Origin of the sequence: Caballeronia calidae (assembly GCF_900044055.2) — a bacterium.
Lineage (GTDB): Bacteria > Pseudomonadota > Gammaproteobacteria > Burkholderiales > Burkholderiaceae > Caballeronia > Caballeronia calidae.
Window position 1 is genome coordinate 162,208 of the sequence record NZ_FCOX02000006.1, and the last position, 22,702, is coordinate 184,909.

The 22,702-nt window shown below is 63.9% G+C and carries 24 protein-coding genes and 1 pseudogene; 8 read left to right on the forward strand and 17 right to left on the reverse strand.

Features of this window, described 5'->3' with window-relative positions:
- Positions 1 to 26 precede the first annotated feature (26 nt).
- Both AWB78_RS46390 and AWB78_RS08810 read left to right on the forward strand, forming a co-directional pair.
- Positions 27 to 185, forward strand: coding sequence for a hypothetical protein (locus AWB78_RS46390; RefSeq protein WP_157697443.1), 159 nt, complete (start codon positions 27 to 29; stop codon positions 183 to 185).
- A gap of 295 nt (positions 186 to 480) precedes the next feature.
- Complete coding sequence (locus AWB78_RS08810; RefSeq protein WP_062604246.1) at positions 481 to 2,484, forward strand: ATP-binding response regulator; 2,004 nt, start codon at positions 481 to 483, stop codon at positions 2,482 to 2,484.
- Here AWB78_RS08810 and AWB78_RS08815 read toward each other — a convergent pair.
- The 6 genes from AWB78_RS08815 to AWB78_RS08835 form a co-directional block, all read right to left on the reverse strand.
- Entirely contained in the window at positions 2,475 to 2,993 is a 519-nt protein-coding gene (locus AWB78_RS08815; RefSeq protein ID WP_062604175.1) for a fimbrial protein, read from the reverse strand. The two genes, AWB78_RS08810 and AWB78_RS08815, sit on opposite strands and share 10 nt — an antisense overlap.
- A gap of 64 nt (positions 2,994 to 3,057) precedes the next feature.
- Positions 3,058 to 4,194 carry a fimbrial protein gene (locus AWB78_RS45200; protein WP_062604176.1) on the reverse strand — a complete coding sequence of 379 codons (1,137 nt, stop codon included), beginning with the start codon at positions 4,192 to 4,194 and terminating at the stop codon, positions 3,058 to 3,060.
- A complete protein-coding gene (locus AWB78_RS08825) occupies positions 4,178 to 6,742 on the reverse strand; it encodes a fimbria/pilus outer membrane usher protein (protein WP_062604177.1) in 2,565 nt (854 codons plus the stop codon). The genes AWB78_RS45200 and AWB78_RS08825 overlap by 17 nt, the downstream gene beginning before the upstream one ends.
- A 142-nt stretch (positions 6,743 to 6,884) precedes the next feature.
- Complete coding sequence (locus tag AWB78_RS49555) at positions 6,885 to 7,106, reverse strand: fimbrial biogenesis chaperone (RefSeq protein ID WP_332460092.1); 222 nt, start codon at positions 7,104 to 7,106, stop codon at positions 6,885 to 6,887.
- A 26-nt stretch (positions 7,107 to 7,132) separates the two neighbouring features.
- A complete protein-coding gene (locus AWB78_RS08830; RefSeq protein ID WP_332460093.1) occupies positions 7,133 to 7,627 on the reverse strand; it encodes a fimbria/pilus periplasmic chaperone in 495 nt (164 codons plus the stop codon).
- A gap of 101 nt (positions 7,628 to 7,728) precedes the next feature.
- Positions 7,729 to 8,265, reverse strand: a complete 537-nt coding sequence (locus tag AWB78_RS08835; RefSeq protein ID WP_062604178.1) for a fimbrial protein — start codon at positions 8,263 to 8,265, stop codon at positions 7,729 to 7,731.
- 345 nt (positions 8,266 to 8,610) lie between these two features.
- Between AWB78_RS08835 and AWB78_RS08840 the strand changes: the two genes are divergently transcribed.
- On the forward strand, positions 8,611 to 9,594 hold the full coding sequence (locus tag AWB78_RS08840) for a nucleoside hydrolase (RefSeq protein ID WP_062604247.1): 984 nt from the start codon (positions 8,611 to 8,613) through the stop codon (positions 9,592 to 9,594).
- Here AWB78_RS08840 and AWB78_RS08845 read toward each other — a convergent pair.
- Positions 9,583 to 10,257 (reverse strand): alpha/beta hydrolase, encoded by a 675-nt coding sequence (locus tag AWB78_RS08845; RefSeq protein WP_062604179.1) that lies wholly within the window; start codon positions 10,255 to 10,257, stop codon positions 9,583 to 9,585. The genes AWB78_RS08840 and AWB78_RS08845 overlap by 12 nt on opposite strands.
- A 17-nt stretch (positions 10,258 to 10,274) precedes the next feature.
- A complete protein-coding gene (locus AWB78_RS08850) occupies positions 10,275 to 10,664 on the reverse strand; it encodes an MAPEG family protein (protein WP_062604180.1) in 390 nt (129 codons plus the stop codon).
- A gap of 105 nt (positions 10,665 to 10,769) precedes the next feature.
- Between AWB78_RS08850 and AWB78_RS08855 the strand changes: the two genes are divergently transcribed.
- The gene (locus tag AWB78_RS08855) at positions 10,770 to 11,165 is read left to right on the forward strand and encodes a PPC domain-containing DNA-binding protein (RefSeq protein ID WP_062604181.1); all 396 of its coding nucleotides are present in this window, start codon (positions 10,770 to 10,772) and stop codon (positions 11,163 to 11,165) included.
- On the opposite strand, the gene AWB78_RS08860 is transcribed toward AWB78_RS08855, so the two are convergent.
- From AWB78_RS08860 to AWB78_RS08870, 3 genes are all read right to left on the reverse strand, one after another.
- Entirely contained in the window at positions 11,149 to 11,994 is an 846-nt protein-coding gene (locus tag AWB78_RS08860) for a metallophosphoesterase family protein (RefSeq protein WP_062604182.1), read from the reverse strand. The two genes, AWB78_RS08855 and AWB78_RS08860, sit on opposite strands and share 17 nt — an antisense overlap.
- On the reverse strand, positions 11,991 to 12,986 hold the full coding sequence (locus AWB78_RS08865; RefSeq protein ID WP_062604183.1) for a diacylglycerol/lipid kinase family protein: 996 nt from the start codon (positions 12,984 to 12,986) through the stop codon (positions 11,991 to 11,993). Before AWB78_RS08865 ends, AWB78_RS08860 begins: the two co-directional genes overlap by 4 nt.
- Positions 12,987 to 13,116: 130 nt before the next feature.
- Positions 13,117 to 13,557, reverse strand: coding sequence for a CBS domain-containing protein (locus tag AWB78_RS08870; RefSeq protein ID WP_014251054.1), 441 nt, complete (start codon positions 13,555 to 13,557; stop codon positions 13,117 to 13,119).
- A 299-nt stretch (positions 13,558 to 13,856) separates the two neighbouring features.
- Here AWB78_RS08870 and AWB78_RS08875 point away from each other — a divergent pair, with 299 nt between their 5' ends.
- Entirely contained in the window at positions 13,857 to 14,816 is a 960-nt protein-coding gene (locus AWB78_RS08875) for a chemotaxis protein (protein ID WP_062604184.1), read from the forward strand.
- A gap of 109 nt (positions 14,817 to 14,925) precedes the next feature.
- Here the strand turns inward: AWB78_RS08875 and AWB78_RS08880 are convergent, their stop codons facing one another.
- From AWB78_RS08880 to AWB78_RS08890, 3 genes are all read right to left on the reverse strand, one after another.
- Positions 14,926 to 15,201 carry a hypothetical protein gene (locus AWB78_RS08880; protein WP_062604185.1) on the reverse strand — a complete coding sequence of 92 codons (276 nt, stop codon included), beginning with the start codon at positions 15,199 to 15,201 and terminating at the stop codon, positions 14,926 to 14,928.
- Positions 15,202 to 15,521: 320 nt separating this feature from the next.
- On the reverse strand, positions 15,522 to 15,953 hold the full coding sequence (locus AWB78_RS08885) for a response regulator (RefSeq protein WP_062604186.1): 432 nt from the start codon (positions 15,951 to 15,953) through the stop codon (positions 15,522 to 15,524).
- A gap of 99 nt (positions 15,954 to 16,052) precedes the next feature.
- Entirely contained in the window at positions 16,053 to 16,400 is a 348-nt protein-coding gene (locus AWB78_RS08890) for a hypothetical protein (protein WP_062604248.1), read from the reverse strand.
- A gap of 291 nt (positions 16,401 to 16,691) precedes the next feature.
- Between AWB78_RS08890 and AWB78_RS08895 the strand changes: the two are divergent.
- Together AWB78_RS08895 and AWB78_RS08900 are read left to right on the forward strand one after the other, a co-directional pair.
- Positions 16,692 to 17,713, forward strand: a pseudogene (locus AWB78_RS08895) (transporter).
- Between the two features lie 69 nt (positions 17,714 to 17,782).
- Positions 17,783 to 17,962 (forward strand): CsbD family protein, encoded by a 180-nt coding sequence (locus tag AWB78_RS08900; RefSeq protein WP_062604187.1) that lies wholly within the window; start codon positions 17,783 to 17,785, stop codon positions 17,960 to 17,962.
- A gap of 23 nt (positions 17,963 to 17,985) precedes the next feature.
- On the opposite strand, the gene AWB78_RS08905 is transcribed toward AWB78_RS08900, so the two are convergent.
- On the reverse strand, positions 17,986 to 18,453 hold the full coding sequence (locus AWB78_RS08905; protein ID WP_062604188.1) for a nuclear transport factor 2 family protein: 468 nt from the start codon (positions 18,451 to 18,453) through the stop codon (positions 17,986 to 17,988).
- A 98-nt stretch (positions 18,454 to 18,551) separates the two neighbouring features.
- Between AWB78_RS08905 and AWB78_RS08910 the strand changes: the two genes are divergently transcribed.
- Complete coding sequence (locus AWB78_RS08910; RefSeq protein ID WP_062604189.1) at positions 18,552 to 19,145, forward strand: TetR/AcrR family transcriptional regulator; 594 nt, start codon at positions 18,552 to 18,554, stop codon at positions 19,143 to 19,145.
- A gap of 12 nt (positions 19,146 to 19,157) precedes the next feature.
- On the opposite strand, the gene AWB78_RS08915 is transcribed toward AWB78_RS08910, so the two are convergent.
- Positions 19,158 to 20,591, reverse strand: a complete 1,434-nt coding sequence (locus AWB78_RS08915) for a TolC family protein (protein ID WP_063958956.1) — start codon at positions 20,589 to 20,591, stop codon at positions 19,158 to 19,160.
- Positions 20,588 to 22,702, reverse strand: a complete 2,115-nt coding sequence (locus tag AWB78_RS08920; RefSeq protein WP_062604190.1) for a peptidase domain-containing ABC transporter — start codon at positions 22,700 to 22,702, stop codon at positions 20,588 to 20,590. Before AWB78_RS08920 ends, AWB78_RS08915 begins: the two co-directional genes overlap by 4 nt.

The window sequence follows — 22,702 nt, forward strand, 5'->3', positions numbered from 1 at the left end:
ATGGACACGCACTGAAGGAGGTCAGCATGCCATCCCCACGCAAGGCTCAGGCGAGCCAGCCCGCTGAAACGGAAATGTCGAGCCGCAAGAAAACCGCCGGCAGCAAGGCGTCGCCCGCGAAGGCCGCAGGCACGAAGGAGATGCAGGTCACGAAGCGCACCACCAAGGCCAAACCGAAATCCTGAGCGGATTCGGGTCCGTGCAGAACCGCCCTCGTCATCGTGCGGGGGGCATATGTTGTGGCTGTCCTTCGAATCGGCGAGCGAAAATCCGACGCTCGCCGTTCGGCTCCGGAACCGACCCGGCCTTCTTCCCTCCTCGCCTCGCCCGTCCCGCCCCCGACACGCCGATAAGACGCCAATAAGTCGCCGTTAAGACGCAATATTTTCCGGTCATAACGGCTGATTGCTAAAAAAAGGCGTATTGGTATGACCGCATTGGCCTAAAGTAGAAAACCCGATTCCGTGAGCGAGCATGAAGATGGCCGTCCCCCAACGCGCCGCCAGCGTGCGCAATCCAGGAATGCTGTTCGCGGCTGCCCGTGAGGCGGGCGCGAGCCTGGTGCGCAATCTCTCGATTCCGGCGCCGTTCTCCGATCCCGCGCTCGAGGCGCAGTTTCTCGAAGACCACAGTCAGCGCTTTTGCGCATTCAGACGTGCGTCGACCCTGCTCGCGCTCGCCATCTGGACGTGCTTTCTCTGGTGGGACCTGAGCTTCGCGCGCGGCAACCAGGCGCTCAACGCGCGCCTCCCGGATGTCCTCGCGCTGCGCTTCGCGGGCATCGCGCTGCTGTTCTTCGTGGGCGTGCTGGTGCTGCGGCCCTCGTTCCGCTCACACGCGCGCTCGCAGCGGATCATTCTCACCGGCATCTACGGGCTGCTGTGCCTGATCCTCACGATGGTGGCGATCACGCCCGCGCCCTACAACTTCACGCAGCACTTCAACGGCCTCTGTCTCGCGCTGTTCTTCCAGTTCAGCTTCTTCTACCTCCGCTCGCGCATCGCGCTGATCGCCGGCGTCGTCACGCTGGCGTCCATCGTCCTGCTGCAGATCAGCTTTCACCTGCTCAGCTCCGAGGACTTCTTCGCCGGGGTGTTCTACATGTTCAACGTCGTGGTCGTCGGGCACGGCGTCTGCACGCACGCCGAGCGCGTGTCGCGCGAGCGCTATAGCTCGGAGCGCGCGCTCGCCGCGCTCAACGACGAATTGCGCACCGCGAACGTCTCGCTCGGCCGCAAGAACCGCGAACTGGAAGTGTCGAAGAAGGATCAGGAAAACAAGACGAACGCGCTGCTCGAGCTGCGCGAGCAGCAGATGATCGCCGCGCAGACCGCGAGCCGCGAAAAATCCAACTTTCTCGCCGCCGCGACGCACGACCTGCGCCAGCCGATGCACGCGCTCAACCTGTTTCTGCAGGCGGCCGCCGAGGCCATCCGCAACGGCGAGTTCGATCAGGCCGAGCGGCTCATCAACGAATGCGGGCGCTCGTCGGTGATCCTCGCGCGGCTTTTGAACGCGGTGCTGGATCTGTCGCGGCTGGAGTCGGGACGCGTCGTGCCGCGCTATCACGTGTTCGACGTGCGGCAGATCGTCGAAGAAGCCGCCGAGCAATTGCGTCCGTTCGCGATGAGCCGCGGTGTCGAGTTGCGGCTGCGGCTGCCGAAGGAAGATATCGTCTGCGTGCGCAGCGACGCGCACTGGCTCGGACGCGCGGTCGCCAATCTCGTGTCGAACGGCATCAAGTACGCGGACACGAGCAAGACCTCGAAGCCGACGGTGATCGTCGGCGTGGTGCGTTCGCCGACCCGCGCGCGCATCGATGTGCTGGACAACGGCATCGGCATTCCGGCCGATTATTTCGACGCGATCTTCCAGCCGTTCTTTCAGGTCGACAATCCCGAGCAGGATCGCGACAAGGGCCTCGGCCTGGGGCTGTCGATCGTCAATGCGGTGATTTCCATGCTGGATCAGCACCGCATCGAGCTGAAGTCCACCGAGGGGCGCGGCTCGCGCTTCTCGCTGGAAATGCCGCTGTGCGGACCGTCGCCGGACACGCCGTCGGCGCGCGCGCCGGCGCGCTCGGAAGCCGCCGAGGCGGCGCACCTGAGCGGGCGCTACGTGCTGCTCGTCGAGGACGACGGTCTCGTGCGCGCGTCCACCGAAGCGCTGCTCTCGCAATGGGGCGTGCTCTACGATTCCGCCGCGACCTTCGACGAATACGAGGAAATTCTCGCGACGGTCGAGCGTTTCCCCGACCTCATCATCACCGATTACCGTCTGCGCGACTTCAAGACGGCGCGCGAGGTCGCGATGCTGGGCACGACGAAGCTCGGGCGGCCCTGCCCGTGCCTCGTCGTGACGGGCGAGCCGGCCGCGACGATCGTCCCGCTCGCGTGCGACCATGACGTGCTGTCGAAGCCCGTGAGCCCCGCCGAGCTGCGGCGCGAAATGGTGACGCTGATCGCGGGCGAAGCTCAGTTGTAGCTGAAGTTCACCGTGGCGCTGGACGCCACCGTGCCGGCGGTCATCGTGCCGAGCCGGTAATACTGCGCGACCAGCGGGATGGTCATCGCGCTGGTGGCATCGACGGTGCCCAGGCCGAGCGCGGAGTTGATCGTGATATTGGTGCCGGTAATGTCGCCGACATTGGTCGCCTTGAGCAACTGAATACCGACCTGCGTAGCGGTGCCGGTGTTCTTGAGCACGCTTGCCACGGTGTCCGTCGTGCCGCTCACGGTCATCGTCACGTTGGTATTCGCCGTGCAATTGGACAGCTTGATATTGAAGGCCTTGGGCTGCGCGACGCTGCCCACGGCGGCGAAATCCGTGGTCTTGGCCGTATCGAGCGCGACGGTCTGGGTGCCGGAACCGGTCACCACCGTGCAGGTCGGCAGGATGATCGTGCCGGTGAACGTCAAGGTAGCGTCCGCTGCGAGCGCGTTGGCCGCGCCGAACAGCAGGGGCACTGCAAGGGCTATGGTGTGTTTGAACATGTCGAGTTGTCTTGAGTGAAAAGCGGCGATCTCACCCTATCGCCCTGAACGAAAGCGCCGTTTCCTAATCGTATGTGACCGTCAAGGTCATGGTGGCGTTGCCGGGGCCCGGGGTGACGGTTCCCGTGCGGTAGTACCTGGCGGTCATCGGCACCGAATAGCTTTGCGCGACGCCGGGATTGAATCCGCTCAAAGCCTTGTTTACGCCCAGCGGAAACACCGCGCCGGTGCTGTCGAAAAGCTGGATGCCGACGCCGCCGGCCGCCGGACTTCCGCTCAGCGCCGCCACGTTCGAGAAACCCGAAACCGTGCCGTTGCCAGGGTCGATCCGGTACTGGACGCTGCTCAGCAGGCCTGCGCTCGTACCGGACACGAGGCTGCCGCTCGGGCAGTTATTGAACTGCAAATTGAACGATGCGGGATTCGGCGACAGGGAACCGACGCCCGGCATGTCCATCGGTCCATGCGTGCCCATGTTTATATTCATATTGGGCGTCTGGCAGGTCAGCGTGGTGACGCTCACCGGTGTAATGGAGAAGCTCTGGATGCCCGCGGCGGCGTTGTCCGTAGAGTGTCCAATCGGAGCGCCCTCCGACGAGTACGCCTGCGACACCATGCCTGACACGGTGCCGGGTGCGATGTTCCCGATCTTCACCAGCGCAACGGAAAGCTGACCGCCGTTCGTCACCGTCCCGTTCGTATTGCACTGTCCTCCCAGGTTCGGCATGTCTTTCCAGGGCCACCACCCGCACCCGTTGGCGTAGACCCTCCCCGCCATGGCGATACCCACTCCGGCGACGTTCGTGGCGTAAACGGAAACGCTGATTCCGTTGTACGTCACCGTGTAGCCAGAGGGACTCGTCGACGCGATGCCCGCCGGCCAGAAATCGCTTCCGGTGCCAGACGCGCTCGTCACCGTGCAAGTCCAGTAATTGGTCGTCGCCGGCGTGCTCACCCAATTGGTCAGCAGCGAGCCGTTCGGCAGATCGCGCGCCACCGCCACCGAAGAAGGCAGGTTCAGCGTCCAACTGCTGTAATTCGCCTTGCACGAAGACGTGGCATGCGCAGCCGGCGCGCCTGCCAGGAGAAGGAGCGAGAAAAAGAGCGCCAGGCAGCGCGCCAGTGCCGGAAAAAGCAGCTTCAACGGATTCATATTCGAAAGCTTCATGAGGTTGCGACGAGCGTCATCGGCATTCGCCATCGAGAATGGCGAACGGTGTCTTCGGCTTCTTCGAATCAGGCAATTGGTAGTGGATCGTGCAGGACTGCGCCGCCTGCGCGCCCCACTTCACCGACAGATCTCCCGCGTCGGCCTTGAGCCCCGTCGCGATGATGCGGCTGCCCTGCGCGACCGTTCCCACGGTCTCGCCCGCTTCGTCGTAGACCTGCGAGCCGAACGGCAGCGAACCACCGTTCGGCCGCGTCACGCGCAGCACGGCGGACTTGCCCGTGTCCTGCGTCTCGAACTTCGTGACGACGACCGCGCCCGCGGTCGGCGCCGTGCGTTGCACCGACGATTTGAGCTGGATGTTGAGCGGCAGGCCTTTGGGGTCCAGTTCGATGTCGTTGTTCGAATACGGCTGCAGGCCCGAGACGATCGCGTGTCCCCAGTGATCCACGCGCAAGCCGGAGCCGTTGTTCAGACGCGCGCCCGCGGCGTCGGGCGCGTCGACGATCGCGACGGTCTCGCTCATGTTCGGCGTCATCGCAAGGCCGCCGCCGTAGAGGACCGCGCCGCCCGACATGCCCGCACCGACCTGGCTGTAGCGGTCGCTTCGGCTCGCATTGACCGTCAGCAACGTAACCGGCGATGAATAGGCGACGTTTCCGCCCACCGTGGTGGTGGCGCCGCCGCCGCCGTTGGCGTAGTTGGCGTTGACGCCGTAGCTGAATGCGCTGTCCTCGCCCAACGTGCCGCTGAGCGACGTCTGCAGGCTGTTGCTGTCGTTCAGGGAATCGTGCTGGTAGCTGGTCGTGGTCCGCGGCGCATGCGCGTCCAGGCCGAGCGGAATGTTCAGCGTCAGCATGACGCGGTTATCCCAGTTGCCGGCGTTGACGTCGTATTGGCGCGAAAGCGACAGGCCATAGTTCAGCCACTTCCACCGGTTCTCGTAGCCGAGCTGAAGTTGCGTATCGTGGCTGCCGCGATTCCAGTAGTTCTGCACGGAACCCGTCGCGTACAGCGAACCGTAGCGGTCGCCGAGACTCTGACTGATGTCGAACTGCACGCGCGACTTTTGCAGACGAGGCGCCTGCCCTGGGTTACGCACGTCGATGAACTGACGCAGGCGCATCGCATCGGAAAGGCTGATGAAGCCGCTCGTCGAGTAGCGATACGCTGCGATCGCGATGTTCGTGTTGGTGGGCTCCAGCACGCGGCTGTAGCTGAGCCTCAGGCTCGTGCCGTTGCGATCGCCGATGTTGCCGCCGAGGCGCGCCGATGCCTGGGTCACGTCGAATCCGAACGCGCCCAGCCGCGTGTTCAACGCCGTGCCGAGTATGCCCGACGTGTACTGCTCCGCCGCGATCACGCCCCCGTAGAGCGTGACCGTGTTGGTCAGGCCGCGCTGCAGCGTGAATTGCGAGACGAACGGGTGCTGGCTCGTGGTTGCATCGCGATACTGGCCGACGACGGCGTTATACCGCGTGACGCCTGGGCGAAGCGCGTTCACCGCCGCCGCGTAGGGCACCGTGGAAATGTGCTGCGAACCGTCGGCTTCCGTGACGATGACCTGCAGGTCGCCGCCGTAACCCGTCGGATATAGATCGTCGATCTCGAACGCGCCCGGTGCAACGGTGGTTTCGTAGATGATGTTGCCGTTCTGCCGTATCTGCACCTTGGCATTCGTATTCGCAATGCCGTGAACCACCGGCGCGTAGCCGCGCTGCGACTGCGGAAGCATGCGATCGTCCGAGCCCAGCTTCACGCCGCGCACGCCGTAGCTGTCGAAGAGCTGCCCGTCGGTGAAGGTGTCGCCCACCGTGAGCTGGCCCCTGATGCCGACGATGTCGCGCTGAATATAGGTCGACAGGCTCTGGTAATGCGTGCCGCCATAACTGCTGTGGTTGACGTTGCCCTGGTAGCGGAAGCGCCACGCTCCCGCATTGATGCCGCCGGTCAACCCCAGGTAATCCGACTGCTTCGACACGCCGCCGGCATTCGAACGATAGGTATTCGCGTTGTACTGGAGCAACGCCGCAGGCACGCCCTCGTCCCAGTACTTCGGATCGACGTAGCCCCGCGCGCGCGAGCTCAGTGCGATCTGCGGAATGCTCACGTTCAGGCGCAACTCGCCCGAGTCGAAGTCCGCCTTCGCATCTGGAATCAGTCGCTGAATCGGTGCGCATGTGTCGTGCGCCCGATCGAGAAGCGCAAGCGCATCCGGCGTCAGCTTGCGCACATCGGCGCCGAGATGCTCGAGCAATTCCGTATCGAAGCACGGTTGCACGGCATCCGTGCCGTCTCCGACGTCCTTGATCGCGATGCTCATCTTGCCGACCCACGTGTCGTTCACGTAGGTATCGGCGCGATAATTACCCGGCAGCGGCTCGTCGCTCTTGTTGAAACGCGATATATCGGCCTTTGCGCCACTCCCGGATTGCAGAAACTCCTGGTTGAACTGCACTGAGTCCTGCTGCGTTTCGTCCGCCCACGCGTGCGTGCCGAAGCCCGTGGCAGCGAGCGTCTGAACGACGAGGCAAAGCTCCTTCAACCGAAACCTGGGTGCACGGGTATCGCTGTCTTTCATTTTTATTTGGTGCAGGCAAAGGCTCGCCCCGGCGCCCGCGCAGGGCCGCGACGCTATCTCCCATGCTTACGCAGAGAGTTCGACTTGCAGGATTCGCGGCGACGCGTATCAGGCCGCCGGTATGGCTCTTGGTGTGGCCGGCTCAGGGAGCCAGCGCGGCGTCGCCGTCTTGCAGTCCGCCGTAGTCGTTGATCGCGAAGTAGTGAAGCTTCGCGCCCGCGGGCTGGACATCGCCATTGAGCTGGAACGCTTTCGATCCGCCGGGGTCGACCATGCCGCCAAACGTGGTTTCGGCATGCTGGGCGCCGTTGCTGACGCTCAGGCGCTCGACGGACACGTGATATTGCGTCGGGTTGTGCGCCACGATTTCAGTCTTGCCGTTCTCCTGCTTCAGGCGCCAGACGATCTGTGCGGCGCTTCGACGGCTTGCCCTTTCAGCCCCTCGGGCCGAAAAAAGAACTTGATGCGGGTGCGGAACGCCAGTTGCAACTGATTGGCGGAGGCCTCGTCGCCCGTCGGCTTCGGCGGGATCTCGAGCACGTTCAGATAGAAACACAGCTCTTTATCGGACGGCAACGGCTCGCCGGTATAGATGATCCGTAGCGTTTGCGACTTGTTCGGATTGATGCGCGTGACGGGCGGCGTGATCGTGAACGGAAGATCGATCGTGTCGGGCTTCGCGCTGGGATCTCCCTTGTCGAGCCAGATCTGCACGAGGCCAGGCAGCTTGCCGTTATTGCTCAGCCTGACCGTGACTTCCGAATCGGTCTGGTTATAGACCACGCGTGTACCGGCCACGACCACCGACGCCTGCGCATCGATGCCGAAAACAAAGCTCAGTGCGAATAGCACCGTTGCTATGGTCACTCTGCAGATCTGTTTCATGTTCGAAGGCCTTGCCCGAAGAAATCCAAACTTTCGAATGAGGCGGAACAAAGTCCGCCTCATTCGAATCGTCGCTTCAGAAAAGCGGTTGCCCGCCTGGCTTACAGGTAGTCGACGCTGTAGACGACCGACGAATTGGCCGCGCCGGCACCGGTCGCGCCGGTTGCGTAGTACTGGACCTGGTAGCTGAGCGTGGCCTCGCCCGAGGTGATGTCGGCTGGTTCGGAGTTTTGCAGATCAGGCGAATAGCCTGCCTTGATCTGCGTGCCATCCGAGTTCAGCAACTGGAGCTTGACGTTGGTTGCACCGCCCGACGCGACCACAAGACGGCCATCGCTCGCGTCGACCGTAGCTCCCGCTTCGTAGAACACAGAAGCCGAAGAACCGCCGGAGCACCCGGTCAGCGCAATGGTGTAGGACGTCGTGCCCGCCGTCTGTCCCGCTGCCGTCAACGTGCTGGTGGACACGGTGGGCAGCGTGACCGTGAAGTCCTTCTTACTGGTGCCGTTGCCGTTGATCGTGCATGTGTTCGCCGTCAGTGCGCCGTTGAACGTGATCGTTCCGTCGGAAGCGTGCGCGCCCGCGGCCGTCAGTTCAAGAACCGCGGCCGTGATTGCCGAAATGACATACATCTTCATCTTTTGATTCTCCCAATTGATTGCGAATCGACGAGCGCTTGAAAAGTCCCGATGCATCGAACTCTTTCGCTCGACGGGCTTCTTAGAAAAAACACTGACTCTTTGCCTATCTAAATGCCTTTTAAACATGCAGCCTCGAGAAAGGCCAATCAAATAACAATTTATTGATTGACAGCAGTCGACAACCAAGGCCAAGTGATATTAGTCATCCAAATAAAGACACCTAATCAGATTTCTCTTAAATGGACTCTGTCAAAAATTGGAATGTTTGCCTGTTGTCTCTAGAAATATTCTTAATGCTGCTGTTATGCAGATAAAAATTTCAGGCAAAAAGGTGAGATGAGCATGGAATACAGAAGCGAACCCGGGACGAATCCCCGCTTGGTGATCTACGACACCGATCCCGGCATCGACGATGCCATCGCGCTCGTGTTCCAGGCGCGGCATCCGGAGATCGAACTCGTCGGCATCACGAGCGTGTTCGGCAATTCGGACATCGACACGACGACGAAGAACGCGCTCTATCTGGCGTCGCGCTTCGCGCCGGGCGTGCCGGTCGCGCGCGGCGCGGCGGCGCCGCTCAAGTGCCCGCCGCCCGAGCCAATCGCGCATATCCACGGCAACGACGCGCTCGGCGATATCGAGCGCATCGGGCATGTCGACGCGCTGGAGGATGGGCGCGCGGCGCATCGGTTCATCGTGGAGACGGTGCGGGCCCATCCCGGCGAGATCACGCTGCTCGCGGTCGGACCGATGACCAACCTGGCGCTCGCGCTCGAAGACGATCCGGAGATCGCCGCGCTCGTGCGCGAAGTCGTCGTGATGGGCGGCGCGTTCGGCTTCAACGGCACGCTCGGCAATACGACGCCCGCCGCCGAGGCGAACATGCACGGCGACCCGGATGCCGCCGATATCGTCTTCGGCGCGCCGTGGAAGGTGTCGATCGTGGGGCTCGACGTCACCCACGAAACCGTGATGACGACGGCGTTTCTCGCTTCGCTGCGCGACCGTGCCGGCGATGCGGGCCGCTTCGTGTGGGACGTGTCGCGCTTCTACGAACGCTTCCACGCGGACGACGGCATGTCGAAAGGCATCTACGCGCACGATTATTCGGCGGCGGCCTTCGTCGTCGCGCGCGAGCTTTATACCGTGCGCAGCGGCCCGGTGCGCGTGCTGACCGATGGCATCGCGGCGGGCCTCACGATACAAAAGCCCGCGTCGATGCTCGCGAGCGCGCCGGACTGGGACGCGCGCCCCGCCTGCGATGTCTGCATCGGCGTGGATGCGGACGCGGTGCTCGCGCTCTTCGCCAGAACCTTAACGGGCTAGCCGCGCGCCGAGCCACTCGCGCAGCGCCTCGACTTCCTCCATGCAGACGGAATGCGGCATCGGATAGGCGTTCCATTCGACGTCGCAGCCCTGCGCGCGCGCGAATTCGCACGCCTGCTCGCCGAGACTCACGTTGAGCACGTCGTCGAACGTGCCGTGCGCGGCGAAAATGGAAATCGAGCGATTGGCCTCGGAGAGCGATTCGTCGATCAGGCCTTCGGACGGAATGTAGCCCGACAGCACGATCAGCCCGGCAAGCTTCTCGGGATGCGTGAGCCCGGTGTGATAGGTCATCGCGCCGCCCTGCGAAAACCCCGCGATGAAAATGCGCTCGCTCGGAATGCCGCGCGCGTTCTGCTCCGCGATGAGCGCACGCACGCGCTCGACAGATTGCGCGATGCCCGCCTCGTCCACGCGCCGGTTGATGCCCTCGAACGACAGGATGTCGTACCACGCGCGCATCACATAGCCGTTGTTCGCCGTGACCGCGATCTCCGGCGCGTTCGGAAACACGAAGCGGATCGCGGGCGCGTCGGCTAAGCGCAACTCGGGCACGAGCGGCACGAAGTCGTTGGCGTCGGCGCCGAGGCCGTGCATCAGGATCACGGCGAATTCGGGATTCGGCGCGGTTTCGATCTCGATGGTCGAAAGTGGTTCGGTCATTGCCCGGCACTCCTGCTTCAGATGATGGGAACGAGAATCTGCACGATGCCGACGACCGACACCAGCCACACGAGCGAGCGCACGAACGGCACGCCCGCCGCGTAGAGCGGCACATAGACGAGGCGCGCGACGAAGTACGCCAGCGCGCCGTAATGCGTGAGCGCGTTCTCGCGTCCCGTCACGTGCACGATCAGCACCGCGATCGCGAAAATCGGCAGCGTTTCGAACAGATTCGCCTGCGCGCGCATGAGCCGCCCGGAGAGCTTGCCGGGCGGCGGCGTGGGGCCGTCGCGCGGTCCGGTGTTGTACCGGATGCCGACTTCGCGATTGCGCACCAATGCGGGGAGCAACACTTGCACCAGCGCGAGCACGAGCGTCCAGGCCAGCATCGTCAATTCGAAACTCATGGCGTCTCCGCAATATGAATCTGCAACGATGGGTCGCGCCCATCATGCCATCATGATCCGCGACCGTGTAGTCTTGACTGCGATCCGGCTTCGAGTCTTCCATTCATGCACGCGATGACCCTGCGTCTCTCCCCCGGCGACGACCTGCGCGCCGCGCTCGATCACGCTTTCCATGCGCGCGGTCTCTCGGCCGCGTTCGTGGTGCAGGGAATCGGCAGCCTGAGCGTCGCCCGCTTGCGCTACGCGGGGCGCGACGATGCCGCCGAACTAAGCGGCGACCTCGAAATCCTGACGCTCGCCGGCACGCTGTCCGCGCAAGGTCCTCACCTGCACATGAGCGTGTCCGACGCACACGGCCGCGTGTTCGGCGGACACGTCACGCCGGGCTGCATCGTGCGGACGACGGCGGAGATCGTCGTCGCGAATCTGCCGGACGAGCGCTACACGCGCGAGCACGACGCGGCGACGGGCTTCGCGGAGCTCGTCATTCGGCCACGGTGACGGCGATGGCGGGCTGCGCGCCGTCGAGCGCGAGTTCGTGACGCGCGATCATCTCGAAGCTCTCGCTCGTCTCCGAGTAATCCCAGCGCTCGACGGTCGTTTGCCGCATCTCAACGCCGCCGGCTTCGTGGCGAATCACGTTCACCGAATTGTCGATGGTGCCGCGCGTGCGCCAGGAAAGCGCCGTGCCCGCCTGCACCGCCCACATGCGGCGCGGAAGGCCCGCGAAGGTATCGTGCAGCGGCAGCACGTACGGCAGATGAATATGCCCGCCGAGAATGAGGTCCGCGCCCGCCCGCGCCCAGCGTTGAACCGCGCGTTCGCGGCCGTGCAACAGGTTCTTTTCGTCCTGCGCGCGCGTGACGGCCACCGGCTGATGCGTGACCACGACGCGCAGCTGCGCCGCGCCCGCCGTCTCCAGCCGCGCGGCGACGCGTCTGATCTGCTGCATCGACACTTCGCCGTCCTTGTGCCGGTACGGGCGTGTCGTGTTCACGCCGAGCGCGAGCAGCCCGGGCGATTCGAACGACGGCTCGAGATCGGCGCCGAACGCGCGTTGATGATTCGCATACGGATAAAACAGCCGGGCGAGCGGATTGAAGAGCGGAATGTCGTGGTTGCCGGGAATCACGAGCGTCGGCGTGGGACTGAGCGCATCGACGAATGCGCGCGCGGCGGCGAACTGCCTGCGACGGGCGCGCTGGGTGATATCGCCCGACAGCACGACGAGATCCGGCGACAGCGCGTCGACGAGACGCAGCAAAGCCGCTGCGACTTGCGGCCGCTCGGTGCCGAAATGTGTATCGGAAATCTGCAACAACACGGTCATGAGCGATTCGCTTCGGCCATCGCCGGTTCCGGCTTGAGCAGGAACAGCGGCTTGTCGGAGACGCGGAATTCCAGCGGCATCGGCAGCTTCGCGATCTCGCCGTCCGTCGCGATCTTGATCGATTTGCGCTTCTTCGACGGGCGCATCACCGTAATGCGCTCGAACGTGAAGCTCACGACGTGATCGGAATCGGACAGCCGCCCTGCCGCGCCATGCAGCGACAGCCACAGATGCATGAGCCGCCCCACCGGCCGCGGCGCAATCGCAACGAGCAAACCATGTTCCAGCGCGCGCGCTTCGTCCGGCATGCCGATCTGCTCCATCTGCAGCCGGTTATTGCCGACGAAGAGCGTCGACGAGCGAATCTCGGTGGTGCTGCCTTCGTGTTCGATATGCAGATGCAGGTGGCGGTGCGGCTTCAACATCGTGGCGAGCGCCGACCACAACGCGACCAGCCGGCTGCGGCCGAACTGCCGCTTGTAGATTTCGCGATCTTCGAGCAAACGTGGATAAAGCCCGAGACTCGCATTGACGAGAAACATGCGCCCGTTGACGAAGCCCACCTGCACCGGATAAGCGCGGGCGTCGAGCAGGAGTTTCGTGGCTTGTTCGAGATCGGCGGGAATGCCGTGGTCGCGGCTGAAGTAATTGAAGGTGCCGCGCGGCAGCACCGCGAATGGGCAGCCGGCGTCATGCGCCGCGTGCGCGACCGTGCAGAGCGTGCCATCGCCGCCGGCGCCGACGAGCACGCCGTCCTGCGCGAAGGCCGCGGCGGCCGCCTCGCGTGCGACGCTCGCCAGGCGGCGCGGATCGTCGACGACGCGCAACTCGAAGCGCCGCCCCGCCGCGCCCAGTTCCTGCTCGAGAATGGTGCGTGTCGCGTCGGCCGGACGGCGGCCCGAGCCCGCGTTCATCACGATGACGAACGGCGCGTCGGCGGCGAGCGTCTGTCCTGTTTCGGCGGATGCAGCGGATGTGACGGTTGGAGTCATCGGCGGCGCTCCTTGGATCCCCCGCGTGCGAAAGGCACGACGAGGCTGGCCCGCGCTTTCGCGCGAAGCCTGCCGATTATAACGAAATGCTTACAGTCAGACGGCCGGGCGCGTGGCGCGCCGCCGGTGCTTACGTGTGCTCGCCGCGAATGTAGTACTCGAGCTGCTGGATGGTGAACTGCTGCTCGGAGATGATGTTCTTCACCAGATCGCCGATGGAGATCATGCCGACGAGCTTGCCGTCGTCGATCACCGGCAAGTGGCGCATGCGCTTGTCGGTCATGAGCGCCATGCAGTCGTCGGTGGTCTGGTCCGGGCGCACATAGCGCACCTGCGAAGTCATGATGTCGCGCACGGGCGTCTGCTTCGACGCGCGGTCCATCAGGACGACTTTGCGCGCATAGTCGCGCTCGGTCATGATGCCCACGATCTCGTCACCCTCGGTGACGATTACCGCGCCGATATGCTTGTCGGCCATCAGCTTGATTGCATCGAAGACCGACGCCGTTGCGGCAACCGTATAGACGGTCTGGTCGGGTTTCGAATTCAGAACCTGTGCGACTGTTGCCATCGAGCGCCTCCGTTGTAGCGGGGAACGTTGTTGCGCCTGGGCGACGGGTTTGTCTTGCGCCCTTGAGGAGCCTAAAGCCTTGCGCGCGGCGCCTTCATCAGCATTAACCCGACCATTCGAAAAAGTATAGATCAACGGCGCGGCGCGCAAGTGCGGCGCGCCACGTGAATCGCGATTGATGCCGCGTGCCTTCAGTTTCCCCAATCGATGCCGCTAATCATGCATTCGGCGGGATTCATCGCCATGAGTACGACCACGACGGCAACGCGGCGCAATGCACCGCTTAGAGGGAGAACGAGGTGAGCAGTTCACAACAGGATATCGAGCAGCGCGTGCGGCTCGCGGGCAGCAACATGTTCGAGTTGCTCCTGTTCAGGCTCGGCGAGACGCCGGGCTCGGAGCAACGGGAACTGTACGGCATCAACGTATTCAAGGTGCGCGAAATTCTCGCGATGCCGGCGATCACCGCCGTAGCCGGATCGAGCGAGGCCATTCTCGGCGTGGCGGATATTCGCGGACAGATCATTCCGGTGATCGATCTTGCGCGCATCACCGGCTGCCGGCCGAAGAACGGGCCGAAGATCCTGCTCGTCACCGAGTTCGCGCGCACGACGCAAGGCTTCGCGGTCGAGGAAGTCGACGACATCGTGCGGCTCGAATGGAATCAGGTGCTCTCGGCGGAATCGCATTCGGGCGGCAAGACCGTGACGAGCTTCGCGCGGCTCGACGGCAACGTCGATGGCTCGCGGCTCGCGCAGGTGCTCGATGTCGAGCGCATCGTGCGCGACGTGCTGCCGTCGCGGGAAGCCGACATCACCGAGGCGAACACCGGGCGGCTGCATCTGAAGCCGGGCGCGCGCGTGCTCGCGGCGGACGATTCGGGCGTCGCGCGGGCGCTCATCGAACAAAGCCTTACCGCGATGGGCGTGCCCTTCGTGATGACCAAGACCGGTCAGGAAGCGTGGGACGTGCTGGAAGCGGCGCTCAGGAAAGCGCAGAAGGAAGGCACCGAGGTCGCGGATCACATCGCGCTCGTGCTCACGGATCTGGAAATGCCCGAGATGGACGGCTTCACGCTCACGCGCCGCATCAAGGCGGAAACGGGGCTGATGCACATTCCGGTGGTGATTCACTCGTCGCTGTCGGGATCGGCGAACGAGCAGCACGTGCGCAAGGTCGGCGCGAATGCGTATGTGTCGAAGTTCGAGGCGTCGGAACTGGCGAATGTGATGCGCGGGGCACTCGCGCACGCCGCCTGACAAACGATCGGCGCCCGGCGAACGCAAACCTCGTGAGTGTGCGTTGCCGGGCGCCGAAGCGATCTTTCAGACTATCAGCCTGGCGGATAAGCCGGGCAAGCCGAACCGGTTATTGACCGAAGAAGACCGATTGCGCCTTGTTGGCCGATTGCGTGCGGTTACCCGATTGCGCCAGCGCGTCGCGCGAGCCGCCGAAAGCGTGCACATCGGCGCCGTGAGCGTTTTCCTCGGCGGCGATCGCCTGTGCGCTCGGGCCTTGTTGCGAAGCCGGCGCGCCGACTGCCGGACGGTAGAACGGCGCCGGGCCGTAGCCGCTCGCGAAAGCGGGGGCGGCGAGCGTGGCGGAAGCGGCGATCAGGAGAGTAGCGAGAAGATTGCGTTTCATGGTGTGCTCCAAAGACGGTTGACGTTCAATCAGAAAGCGCCGCAGCGGTCTTGCGAGAAACTGTCTGCTACGTCGATGGAATGCAGTGTATACCCCTACTATCGGTTTTTTATCCCCATAAGTTTCAATTCACTTTTCGCTCTGAGCCAACAATCACTGGCCGCACGGGCGTGCGAATTCGGCGCAGAGGCCTGCGTGGCAAGGCTTTACGCTTGTCGGGCCGCAACGCCTTATCCAACTTCGTTTGGCAGGGACGGAACAAATAATCGAGGGAACGCGCGTGCAACATACCGGCACGTGCGCCGATCCGGGACGTTATCTCAGTGAACGAGCCGCCGGATCAGCCGGACCAGCTCGGCGGGCGGATTGCCCTTCTGGCAGTAGCCGTCGAATCCGGCATGGACGGCCTCGGGCCGCACGGTCTCCTCGCCCAGCGCCGTGAACGCGATGATCACCGCCTCACGCGTGCGGGCGATGCGACGGAGCACGCGCGCGGTGGCGAAGCCGTCGTGCTCCGGCATGGTGATGTCCAGGATGAAGACGTGCGGCACCCAGCTATCGACCGAATGCAGGGCAGCGACGCCGGACAGCGCAAAGCGCGTGTCGAATCCGTCGGATTCGAGCGCGGCCGACAGCGCTTCGGCGCTATGGACGTTGTCGTCGACGACAAGGATGCGCCACGGGGCGCGGTGCAAGTCGACGCTACGGTTCGTCCACAACGCGCAATGAGGGGAATGCAGGGACACGGACATGGGCATCGGACGAGATCACACGTCCCGCGGCGCAGCACGTTTCGCGCCCGCCCCGCTGCGCGGCGCTCAGGCGTCGTTCGCGCTTCGTTCCGGCTTCGCTCAGGCGTCGCTTTCCTTCTTGCTTTTGCGCCGCTTGCCCGACGCAGCGCTTTCGCTCTCGCGCAGCCGCGCATTCGCCTCGACCAGCGATGCCGCGTCGCGCTGCCGCAACGCGAGATCGAGCTCCCCGAGCGCGCCGAAGAGCGCAGTCTGTTCCGCCTCGTCGGGCGGCGCGGTGTCGCGCGACGCCACGCGCCGCGCTTCCTTGTCGAGCCGTTTCAGGAGCTTTGCGCCGAAGCGGGTGTCGATTGCGCCTTCGCGCGCGAGCCCCGCGATCACCGACGCGAGCCGGATCACGCCCGCTGCCGTCGATTGGGTCGCCCCGTCCAGATCGTCACGGTCTTCCACTGCCTTCTCCCCATGTTGGCACGCGGCGCCGCGCGCCGGCGGCGAACTCCACGCGGGCGCCGCGTGTGCGCCCGTCTTGCGTGGCGCGATCATACGCCATCAATATGACAGCCATATTTGCACGTCCTGACGCAGCCGGGGCGATCATTTCGCTAGCCGATCACGCGCGACGAGCGCGATTCGGGGCGCGACCGGTGGCACACTAGCGCGTGGCGGCGCGAATCTCCGATGCGTCGACGCGCGCGCCATCAGCAGACACGCCGATCTACCAGAACGCAACCGAATGACCGCATGAATCCCGCTACCCTGCAAAGACCGCCTTACGGCTCCGATTTCTCCGGCCTCGTCTGCGGCTTCCGGTTTCATGTCGATCAACCGGCCAGCCGATCGATGCCGAGGCCGCGAGCGAATGGCTCGCACGCGACGACACCACGCGGGAATTCGTCTGGCTGCACTTCGATCTCGCGAACAGCTCGTGCGAGCGCTGGATGCGCGGCCGCCTCGGCCTGCCCGACGCCTTCTTCGACACGCTCAACGAAGGCTCGCATTCGACGCGCATCGAGCATCAGGAAGGCGCGCTCTTCGCGGTCATCAACGACGTGATGTTCAACTTCGAGCTGACGCCCTCGGAGATCGCGACGCTGTGGGTCTACACGCATCAGAAGCTGCTCGTCACGGCGCGCCTCAAGCCTTTGCGCTCCGTCGATTCGCTGCGCGAGTCGGTCAGGCGCGGCGAACTGTTCCGCTCGCCCGCCGAACTGCTCGCGCATCTGCTGCGCGATCAGGCGGACCTGCTCGTGCATATCGTGCGGCGCACGAGCGTCGAGGTGGACGGCATCGAAGACCGTTTTCTTTCGATGCGCGGCGCCGCGACCCGCACCGATCTCGGCGGCCTGCGTCGTGTGCTCGTGCGATTGCAGCGCCTGCTCGCGCCCGAACCCGGCTCCGTGTTCCGTCTGCTCGCGCGGCCGCCGCGCTGGCTGCATGCGCAGGACATTCAGGACCTGCGCGATGCGACCGAAGAGTTCTCGCTCGTGCTCAATGATCTCGCGGGCCTCGTCGAGCGCATCAAGCTGCTGCAGGAAGAAGTCGCGACGCGCATGGGCGAGCAAAGCAACCGCACGCTCTTCACGCTGACGCTCGTGACCGTGCTTGCGCTGCCGATCAATATCGTCGCGGGCTTTTTCGGCATGAATGTGGGCGGCATTCCGCTCGCGGAGAACCATCACGGTTTCTGGCTGCTGGTCGCGATCGTCGCTACATTCACCGTGCTCGCCGGATGGTGGGCCTTCCGTCGCCGCCGCGATATGTAGGAAGAAGCAGGCACGTCCGATGCGGCATCACTGGTGAGGCGCACGCCTCGCAAACCGTCGGAGGTGATCATGGACAAGAACCGCATCGAAGGCACGGCTCGCCAGATGAAAGGCATCGTCCGCGAAGCCGTCGGGAAGGCGACCGGCAGCCGCGGCACGCAAATGCGCGGCACGGCCGAAAAAATGGCGGGCAAGATGCAGGCGAAGCTCGGCGCGGCAGCCGATGCCGTGCGGCGCATCAAGAAGTAGCGCCGCGCGGCTCGCTGAAAGTGTCAGAAGCCCAGGTCGCTCAGGCCCGGATGGTCGTCGGGCCGGCGGCCGAGGGGCCAGTGATATTTGCGATCCGCTTCCTTGATCGGCAGATCGTTGATCGACGCGTGGCGATGGGTCATCAGCCCCGCTTCGTTGAATTCCCAGTTCTCGTTCCCGTAGCTGCGATACCAGTTGTTGGCATCGTCATGCCACTCGTACGCGAAGCGCACCGCGATGCGGTTGCCCTCGTACGCCCATAACTCCTTGATCAACCGGTAGTCGAGTTCGCGCGCCCATTTGCGCCGCAAAAACGCGACCACTTCCTCGCGGCCATTCGCGAACTCGGCGCGATTGCGCCAGCGCGTATCCACGCTATAGGCCAGCGATACGCGCTCGGGCTCGCGCGTGTTCCATGCATCTTCGGCAAGACGGACTTTCAGCTTGGCGGATTCTTCGTCGAACGGCGGAAACGGCGGTTTGCTTTCCATGGCAATTTCTCCTTCGAAGCGATGAGTTAGAAAGTAGACAGATCTGTCTACCCGACGCACTCTAGCGCAGGTAGACGAACCTGTCTACAATAGATTGCATGAAACCATCGGCATCGTCTTTCGATCTCGCGGAGCTCGCGCCGGACGCGCGCATCCTGCACACCGCGCACGATCTCTTCTATCGCGACGGCATTCGCGCGACGGGCATCGATCGCGTGATCGCGGAATCGGGCGTCGCGAAGAAGACGTTTTATCGTTACTTTCCGAGCAAGGATGATCTGATCGTCGCGTTCCTGGACTTTCGTCACGAGAACTGGATCGCGTGGTTCCGCGATGCCCTGGCTCGCCACGGCGGCACGCTCAATGCGCTCGTGCCGGCGCTCGCCGAATGGTTCGGCAGCGAGAGCTATCGCGGTTGCGCGTTCATCAATTCGGTCGTGGAAGTCGGCGCGACGCTGCCGCAGGCCTTGGATATTTCGCGGCGTCACAAGCGCGACATGACCGCGGCCATTCGCGCGCTGATGCCGGCTTCGCGCACCGCGAAGGCGGACGCGCAGGCGCTCGCTTTGGCCGTCGACGGTGCGATCGTGACCGCGCAGTTCGCGGACTCGCCAGCCGATGCGTTGAAGGCGCTCGCCCGCGTGGTCCGCGCGATCCGGGCCAGCGCAACGGAGCGCCAGATCGCCGGATGAGCCGGTCAGGCGCTACCTGACCGTTGCGTTTTCGATCAACGGAACAGACGGTTGCAGTTCGAACGTCAGCTCGGCTGGCTTCGGGGCATTAGTTGCGCCGTCGTTCGCAGAAGGCGTGCGCTCGCCGGATTGCGTCTTCACCGAGCAACACAGCATCGAACTGATCTGCGAGATGTCCTCGGTACTCAACGTTGCGACGTCGGCCTTCAGGTTGAGCAAGGTCACGACGGCCTGGTAGCGCGCTCGCATCAGATCGCGTTGCGTGACGTAGAAGGTGTCGATGGCACGCAAGACATCGACGCTCGTGCGGCTGCCCGTTCGATAGCCGATCTTCGTCGCGTCGAGCGCCTCGCGCGTCGATCCGACGAGGCGCGCGAGCGTTGTGGTCCTCTCGCGCGCCTGGATATAGCGCGCGTAATTGTCGCGCGCCGAGTTCTCCGCCTGTCGCGATGCCAGCAGGACTCCCTGTTCCGCCTTGTCCTCCAGCGCAAGGGATTGTCTGACACGCCCTTGAATTTCGCCGCCCGTCAGCAACGGAATGCTCACCGACAGCATGCCCGTGGTCGTCGTGGTGGGCATGGCATAGCCTGCAGCCGCGCCGGCCGGCGTGTATGACCCCGTGAGATTGACAACCGGATAGCCAGCGGCGCGCGCTTTCTTGGTGTCGTACTTGGCAATTTCCCAGTCGATCTGCTTGGACTGCACGTCGTAGCCGCGCGCCTTTGCTTCGTCGACCCAGACTTCCGCGCTCTCCGGAGAAAGCTTCGGCAATGGAAGATCGCGCGGCAGCGCGGCGAGCGAAGTGAACGGTTGACCGCTCACCAGCTCGACAGCGCGACGCTTGATGGACAGCTCCTGTTGCGCGTCCAACTGCTGAAGGTGCGCCTGCTCGCGAGCCACCTCACCGTCGCGCACGTCGATCAGCGTCGCCTCACCGGCCGCGCGCTTGCGACGAATCTCCTCCGATTGCGCCTGGATGGCAGCACCATATTCGATCGTGCGCTTCAGTTCGTCCTCGGCTGCGAGCTCCTCGAAGTAGGCCTTCACGGCGCGAAGCATCGCGCTCTGCTGTGCACCGGCAAGATCGACCACGCCCTTCGCCGCGACATAGTCCGATTGTTTGTACGCCGTCCATTTGCTCCAGTCGAACAGCGCCTGCGACACGCTGACCATCCAGCCGCTCTGCCAGTAGGTCTGCCTCGGAAAGCTCTCCACTTCGATGCGGTTATACGTTCGCCCCCAGCCTCCTCCTATCTGCGGGAGCAACGCTGCGCGCGCGATCGGAAGGGCCTGCTTCGCTGCCTCGTAGTCGGCGCGTGCCTGCGCGAGTTCGGCATCGTGGCCGAGCGTCATGTCGACGATGGAACGCAAGTCGTCCGCGCGTGCCGGCGCAACGCACGCCAGCGTGCCAGCGAGAATCCAGCCCGCAACATTGTTCTTTCTCATGCGACGACTTCCTCGCCAGCCTCGGTATTGACGCCGTTGTCCCGCACGAGCGCGCCATCGGTGAAGCGAAAGCGCACATCGAACGTGGATGCAAGGGACATGTCGTGTGTGATGACGACCACGGTTCGATCCAGTTCGCGCAGCAAGCTGGCGATCCGGCGCACGGAAACCGGGTCGAGGTTGGACGTGGGTTCGTCGAGCAGCAACAACTCACGATCCTGATACAGCGCGCGCGCCAGCAACAGACGCTGCCGCTGCCCCGCGGAGATATTGGCGATGGTGTCGCTGATGATCGTGCGGGTTCGCATGGGCAGGCGCATGATGTCGTCGATCAGGCCGACCTTTTCAAGCAGAGCGTGCATGCGATCCTCGTCCGGATTGCCGGCGAAGAGCGTCACGTTATCCGCGATGGAGCCATGCAGGATGATGTCGCCCTGGCGCATATGCGCCTGATGACGGCGGATCTCGTCGACGGTCAGGTTCGGCCACGCGATGCCGTTCAGCGCGATCTGACCGTGCTGCAGCGTTTCCGCCGCCGAGAGCAATTTGAACAGCGTGGACTTGCCGCTGCCCGATGGCCCGACGATGGCGATCTTGTCGCCCTTGCGCACGCTGAAGCTCGCGTCGCGCAGCACGGGTTCATCGGACACGCCGTAACTGAACGTGACATCGCGCACGTCCAGCCTGTCGAAAGCGCGAATCTCGGTGGCGCGCTGGCTATCCTTCAACGGCGTGTAGCGTTCGTTTTTCGCCTCCACGATATCGTCCACGCGCGCGGTCGGCACGGTCAGCATGAAATACTCGAAGGCCGCGTTGATCGCGCGCGAGAAGCGTTCCGACAACAGCGCCTTGTAGATCAGGAACGAATAGAACACACCGACGGAGATCTTTCCGCCCAGCATCAGGCGCGCGGCCATCCACGTGATGAGGATGGTATCCGCATACTGAAGCAGCTTGAGGATCGAATCGCGCGTCGAGGCCAGCCGGCTGCTCGAGAGCCGGGCTGCGACATACGTCTTGTAGATCGTCATGTAGATCGCGGTACGGCGTGTTTCGCCCTGCGCGAGCTTGAGCAGTGAAGCCGCCCGGATCGTTTCGATCATGGAGTCGTCGCAGCGCGCGGAGGTTTCCAGAACGAGCGCGTGCGTGTCGCGCATCGACGGATACATGCTGAATGCGAACGCGAAGTACAGCGCGAACACGAGCACGGCGATGATCGTGAGCTTCGGGCTCTGAATGATCATGAGCCCCAGGGCGAGCGCGCCCACTATCAGATCGATGAAGAGGGAGACGGTCGTGCGCGTCGCGAAGTTATTGATCTCGTCCTGCGCCTTCACCTTCGCGAAGACGTCGCCGACGTGGCGCTTCTCGAACCACGACATCGGGTTGCGCAGCAGGTGGCCGACGAGCCCCTCGGTAGCGTTGACCTGCGCCATGCCGTTCACCAGCTCGGTGAGATAGGCCTGTACATACTGGCTCAGCGCGCCGATCACGAAGATGCTGGCGAAAGTCACGACCAGCACGTTCAGGAGATTGCGGTTATCCGCCGCGACGACATAGTCCAGCACCAGGCTGCCGAAGTAAGGAGACGCGAGAATCGCGAACTGGCTGCCCAGCGCCACGAACAGCACTTTGGCGATCTGCGCGTTCAGTTGGGGATTGAGCGCGCGCACGCGCTTCACCGCGGCGGGCACGCGCGATTTCGCGGAGATGCGGGGCATCTCCGGCGTCGGCGCGAACTCGAGCAGGAAACCGGAGACGGTGCTGATGAACAGGTCCATCGATACGCGCCGCCGGCCGCTCGCCGGGTCGATCACCTGGACGAAGCCCCGGCCGTACTTTTCGAAGACGACGAAATGCGCGCCGCCGAAGTGGAGGACAGAACCTTTCTTGATCGGTGAAAGATCCGAAGGATCGAAGCGGTACGCCTGAACGGACAGCCCGAAATCGATCGCAACGTCGTAGAGATCCATCAACGTGAGACCGTTGGCGGAAATCGGCTTGTACGCGGATAGTTCGCGCACTTCGGTGGCTCGTCCGTGATGGGATAGCACCATCGCGAGGCAGGCGTACCCGCACTCCGCCACTTCGTTCTGGTAAATGACTCGCAC

Excerpts from the sequence above, each read along its gene's own strand:
- AWB78_RS46390 (WP_157697443.1), top strand. The coding sequence starts at position 27 with ATGCCATCCCCACGCAAGGCTCAGGCGAGCCAGCCCGCTGAAACGGAA.
- AWB78_RS08810 (WP_062604246.1), top strand. The coding sequence starts at position 481 with ATGGCCGTCCCCCAACGCGCCGCCAGCGTGCGCAATCCAGGAATGCTG.
- AWB78_RS08815 (WP_062604175.1), bottom strand. The coding sequence starts at position 2,993 with ATGTTCAAACACACCATAGCCCTTGCAGTGCCCCTGCTGTTCGGCGCG.
- AWB78_RS45200 (WP_062604176.1), bottom strand. The coding sequence starts at position 4,194 with ATGGCGAATGCCGATGACGCTCGTCGCAACCTCATGAAGCTTTCGAAT.
- AWB78_RS08825 (WP_062604177.1), bottom strand. The coding sequence starts at position 6,742 with ATGAAAGACAGCGATACCCGTGCACCCAGGTTTCGGTTGAAGGAGCTT.
- AWB78_RS08830 (WP_332460093.1), bottom strand. The coding sequence starts at position 7,627 with ATGAAACAGATCTGCAGAGTGACCATAGCAACGGTGCTATTCGCACTG.
- AWB78_RS08835 (WP_062604178.1), bottom strand. The coding sequence starts at position 8,265 with ATGAAGATGTATGTCATTTCGGCAATCACGGCCGCGGTTCTTGAACTG.
- AWB78_RS08840 (WP_062604247.1), top strand. The coding sequence starts at position 8,611 with ATGGAATACAGAAGCGAACCCGGGACGAATCCCCGCTTGGTGATCTAC.
- AWB78_RS08845 (WP_062604179.1), bottom strand. The coding sequence starts at position 10,257 with ATGACCGAACCACTTTCGACCATCGAGATCGAAACCGCGCCGAATCCC.
- AWB78_RS08850 (WP_062604180.1), bottom strand. The coding sequence starts at position 10,664 with ATGAGTTTCGAATTGACGATGCTGGCCTGGACGCTCGTGCTCGCGCTG.
- AWB78_RS08855 (WP_062604181.1), top strand. The coding sequence starts at position 10,770 with ATGCACGCGATGACCCTGCGTCTCTCCCCCGGCGACGACCTGCGCGCC.
- AWB78_RS08860 (WP_062604182.1), bottom strand. The coding sequence starts at position 11,994 with ATGACCGTGTTGTTGCAGATTTCCGATACACATTTCGGCACCGAGCGG.
- AWB78_RS08865 (WP_062604183.1), bottom strand. The coding sequence starts at position 12,986 with ATGACTCCAACCGTCACATCCGCTGCATCCGCCGAAACAGGACAGACG.
- AWB78_RS08870 (WP_014251054.1), bottom strand. The coding sequence starts at position 13,557 with ATGGCAACAGTCGCACAGGTTCTGAATTCGAAACCCGACCAGACCGTC.
- AWB78_RS08880 (WP_062604185.1), bottom strand. The coding sequence starts at position 15,201 with ATGAAACGCAATCTTCTCGCTACTCTCCTGATCGCCGCTTCCGCCACG.
- AWB78_RS08885 (WP_062604186.1), bottom strand. The coding sequence starts at position 15,953 with ATGTCCGTGTCCCTGCATTCCCCTCATTGCGCGTTGTGGACGAACCGT.
- AWB78_RS08900 (WP_062604187.1), top strand. The coding sequence starts at position 17,783 with ATGGACAAGAACCGCATCGAAGGCACGGCTCGCCAGATGAAAGGCATC.
- AWB78_RS08905 (WP_062604188.1), bottom strand. The coding sequence starts at position 18,453 with ATGGAAAGCAAACCGCCGTTTCCGCCGTTCGACGAAGAATCCGCCAAG.
- AWB78_RS08910 (WP_062604189.1), top strand. The coding sequence starts at position 18,552 with ATGAAACCATCGGCATCGTCTTTCGATCTCGCGGAGCTCGCGCCGGAC.
- AWB78_RS08915 (WP_063958956.1), bottom strand. The coding sequence starts at position 20,591 with ATGAGAAAGAACAATGTTGCGGGCTGGATTCTCGCTGGCACGCTGGCG.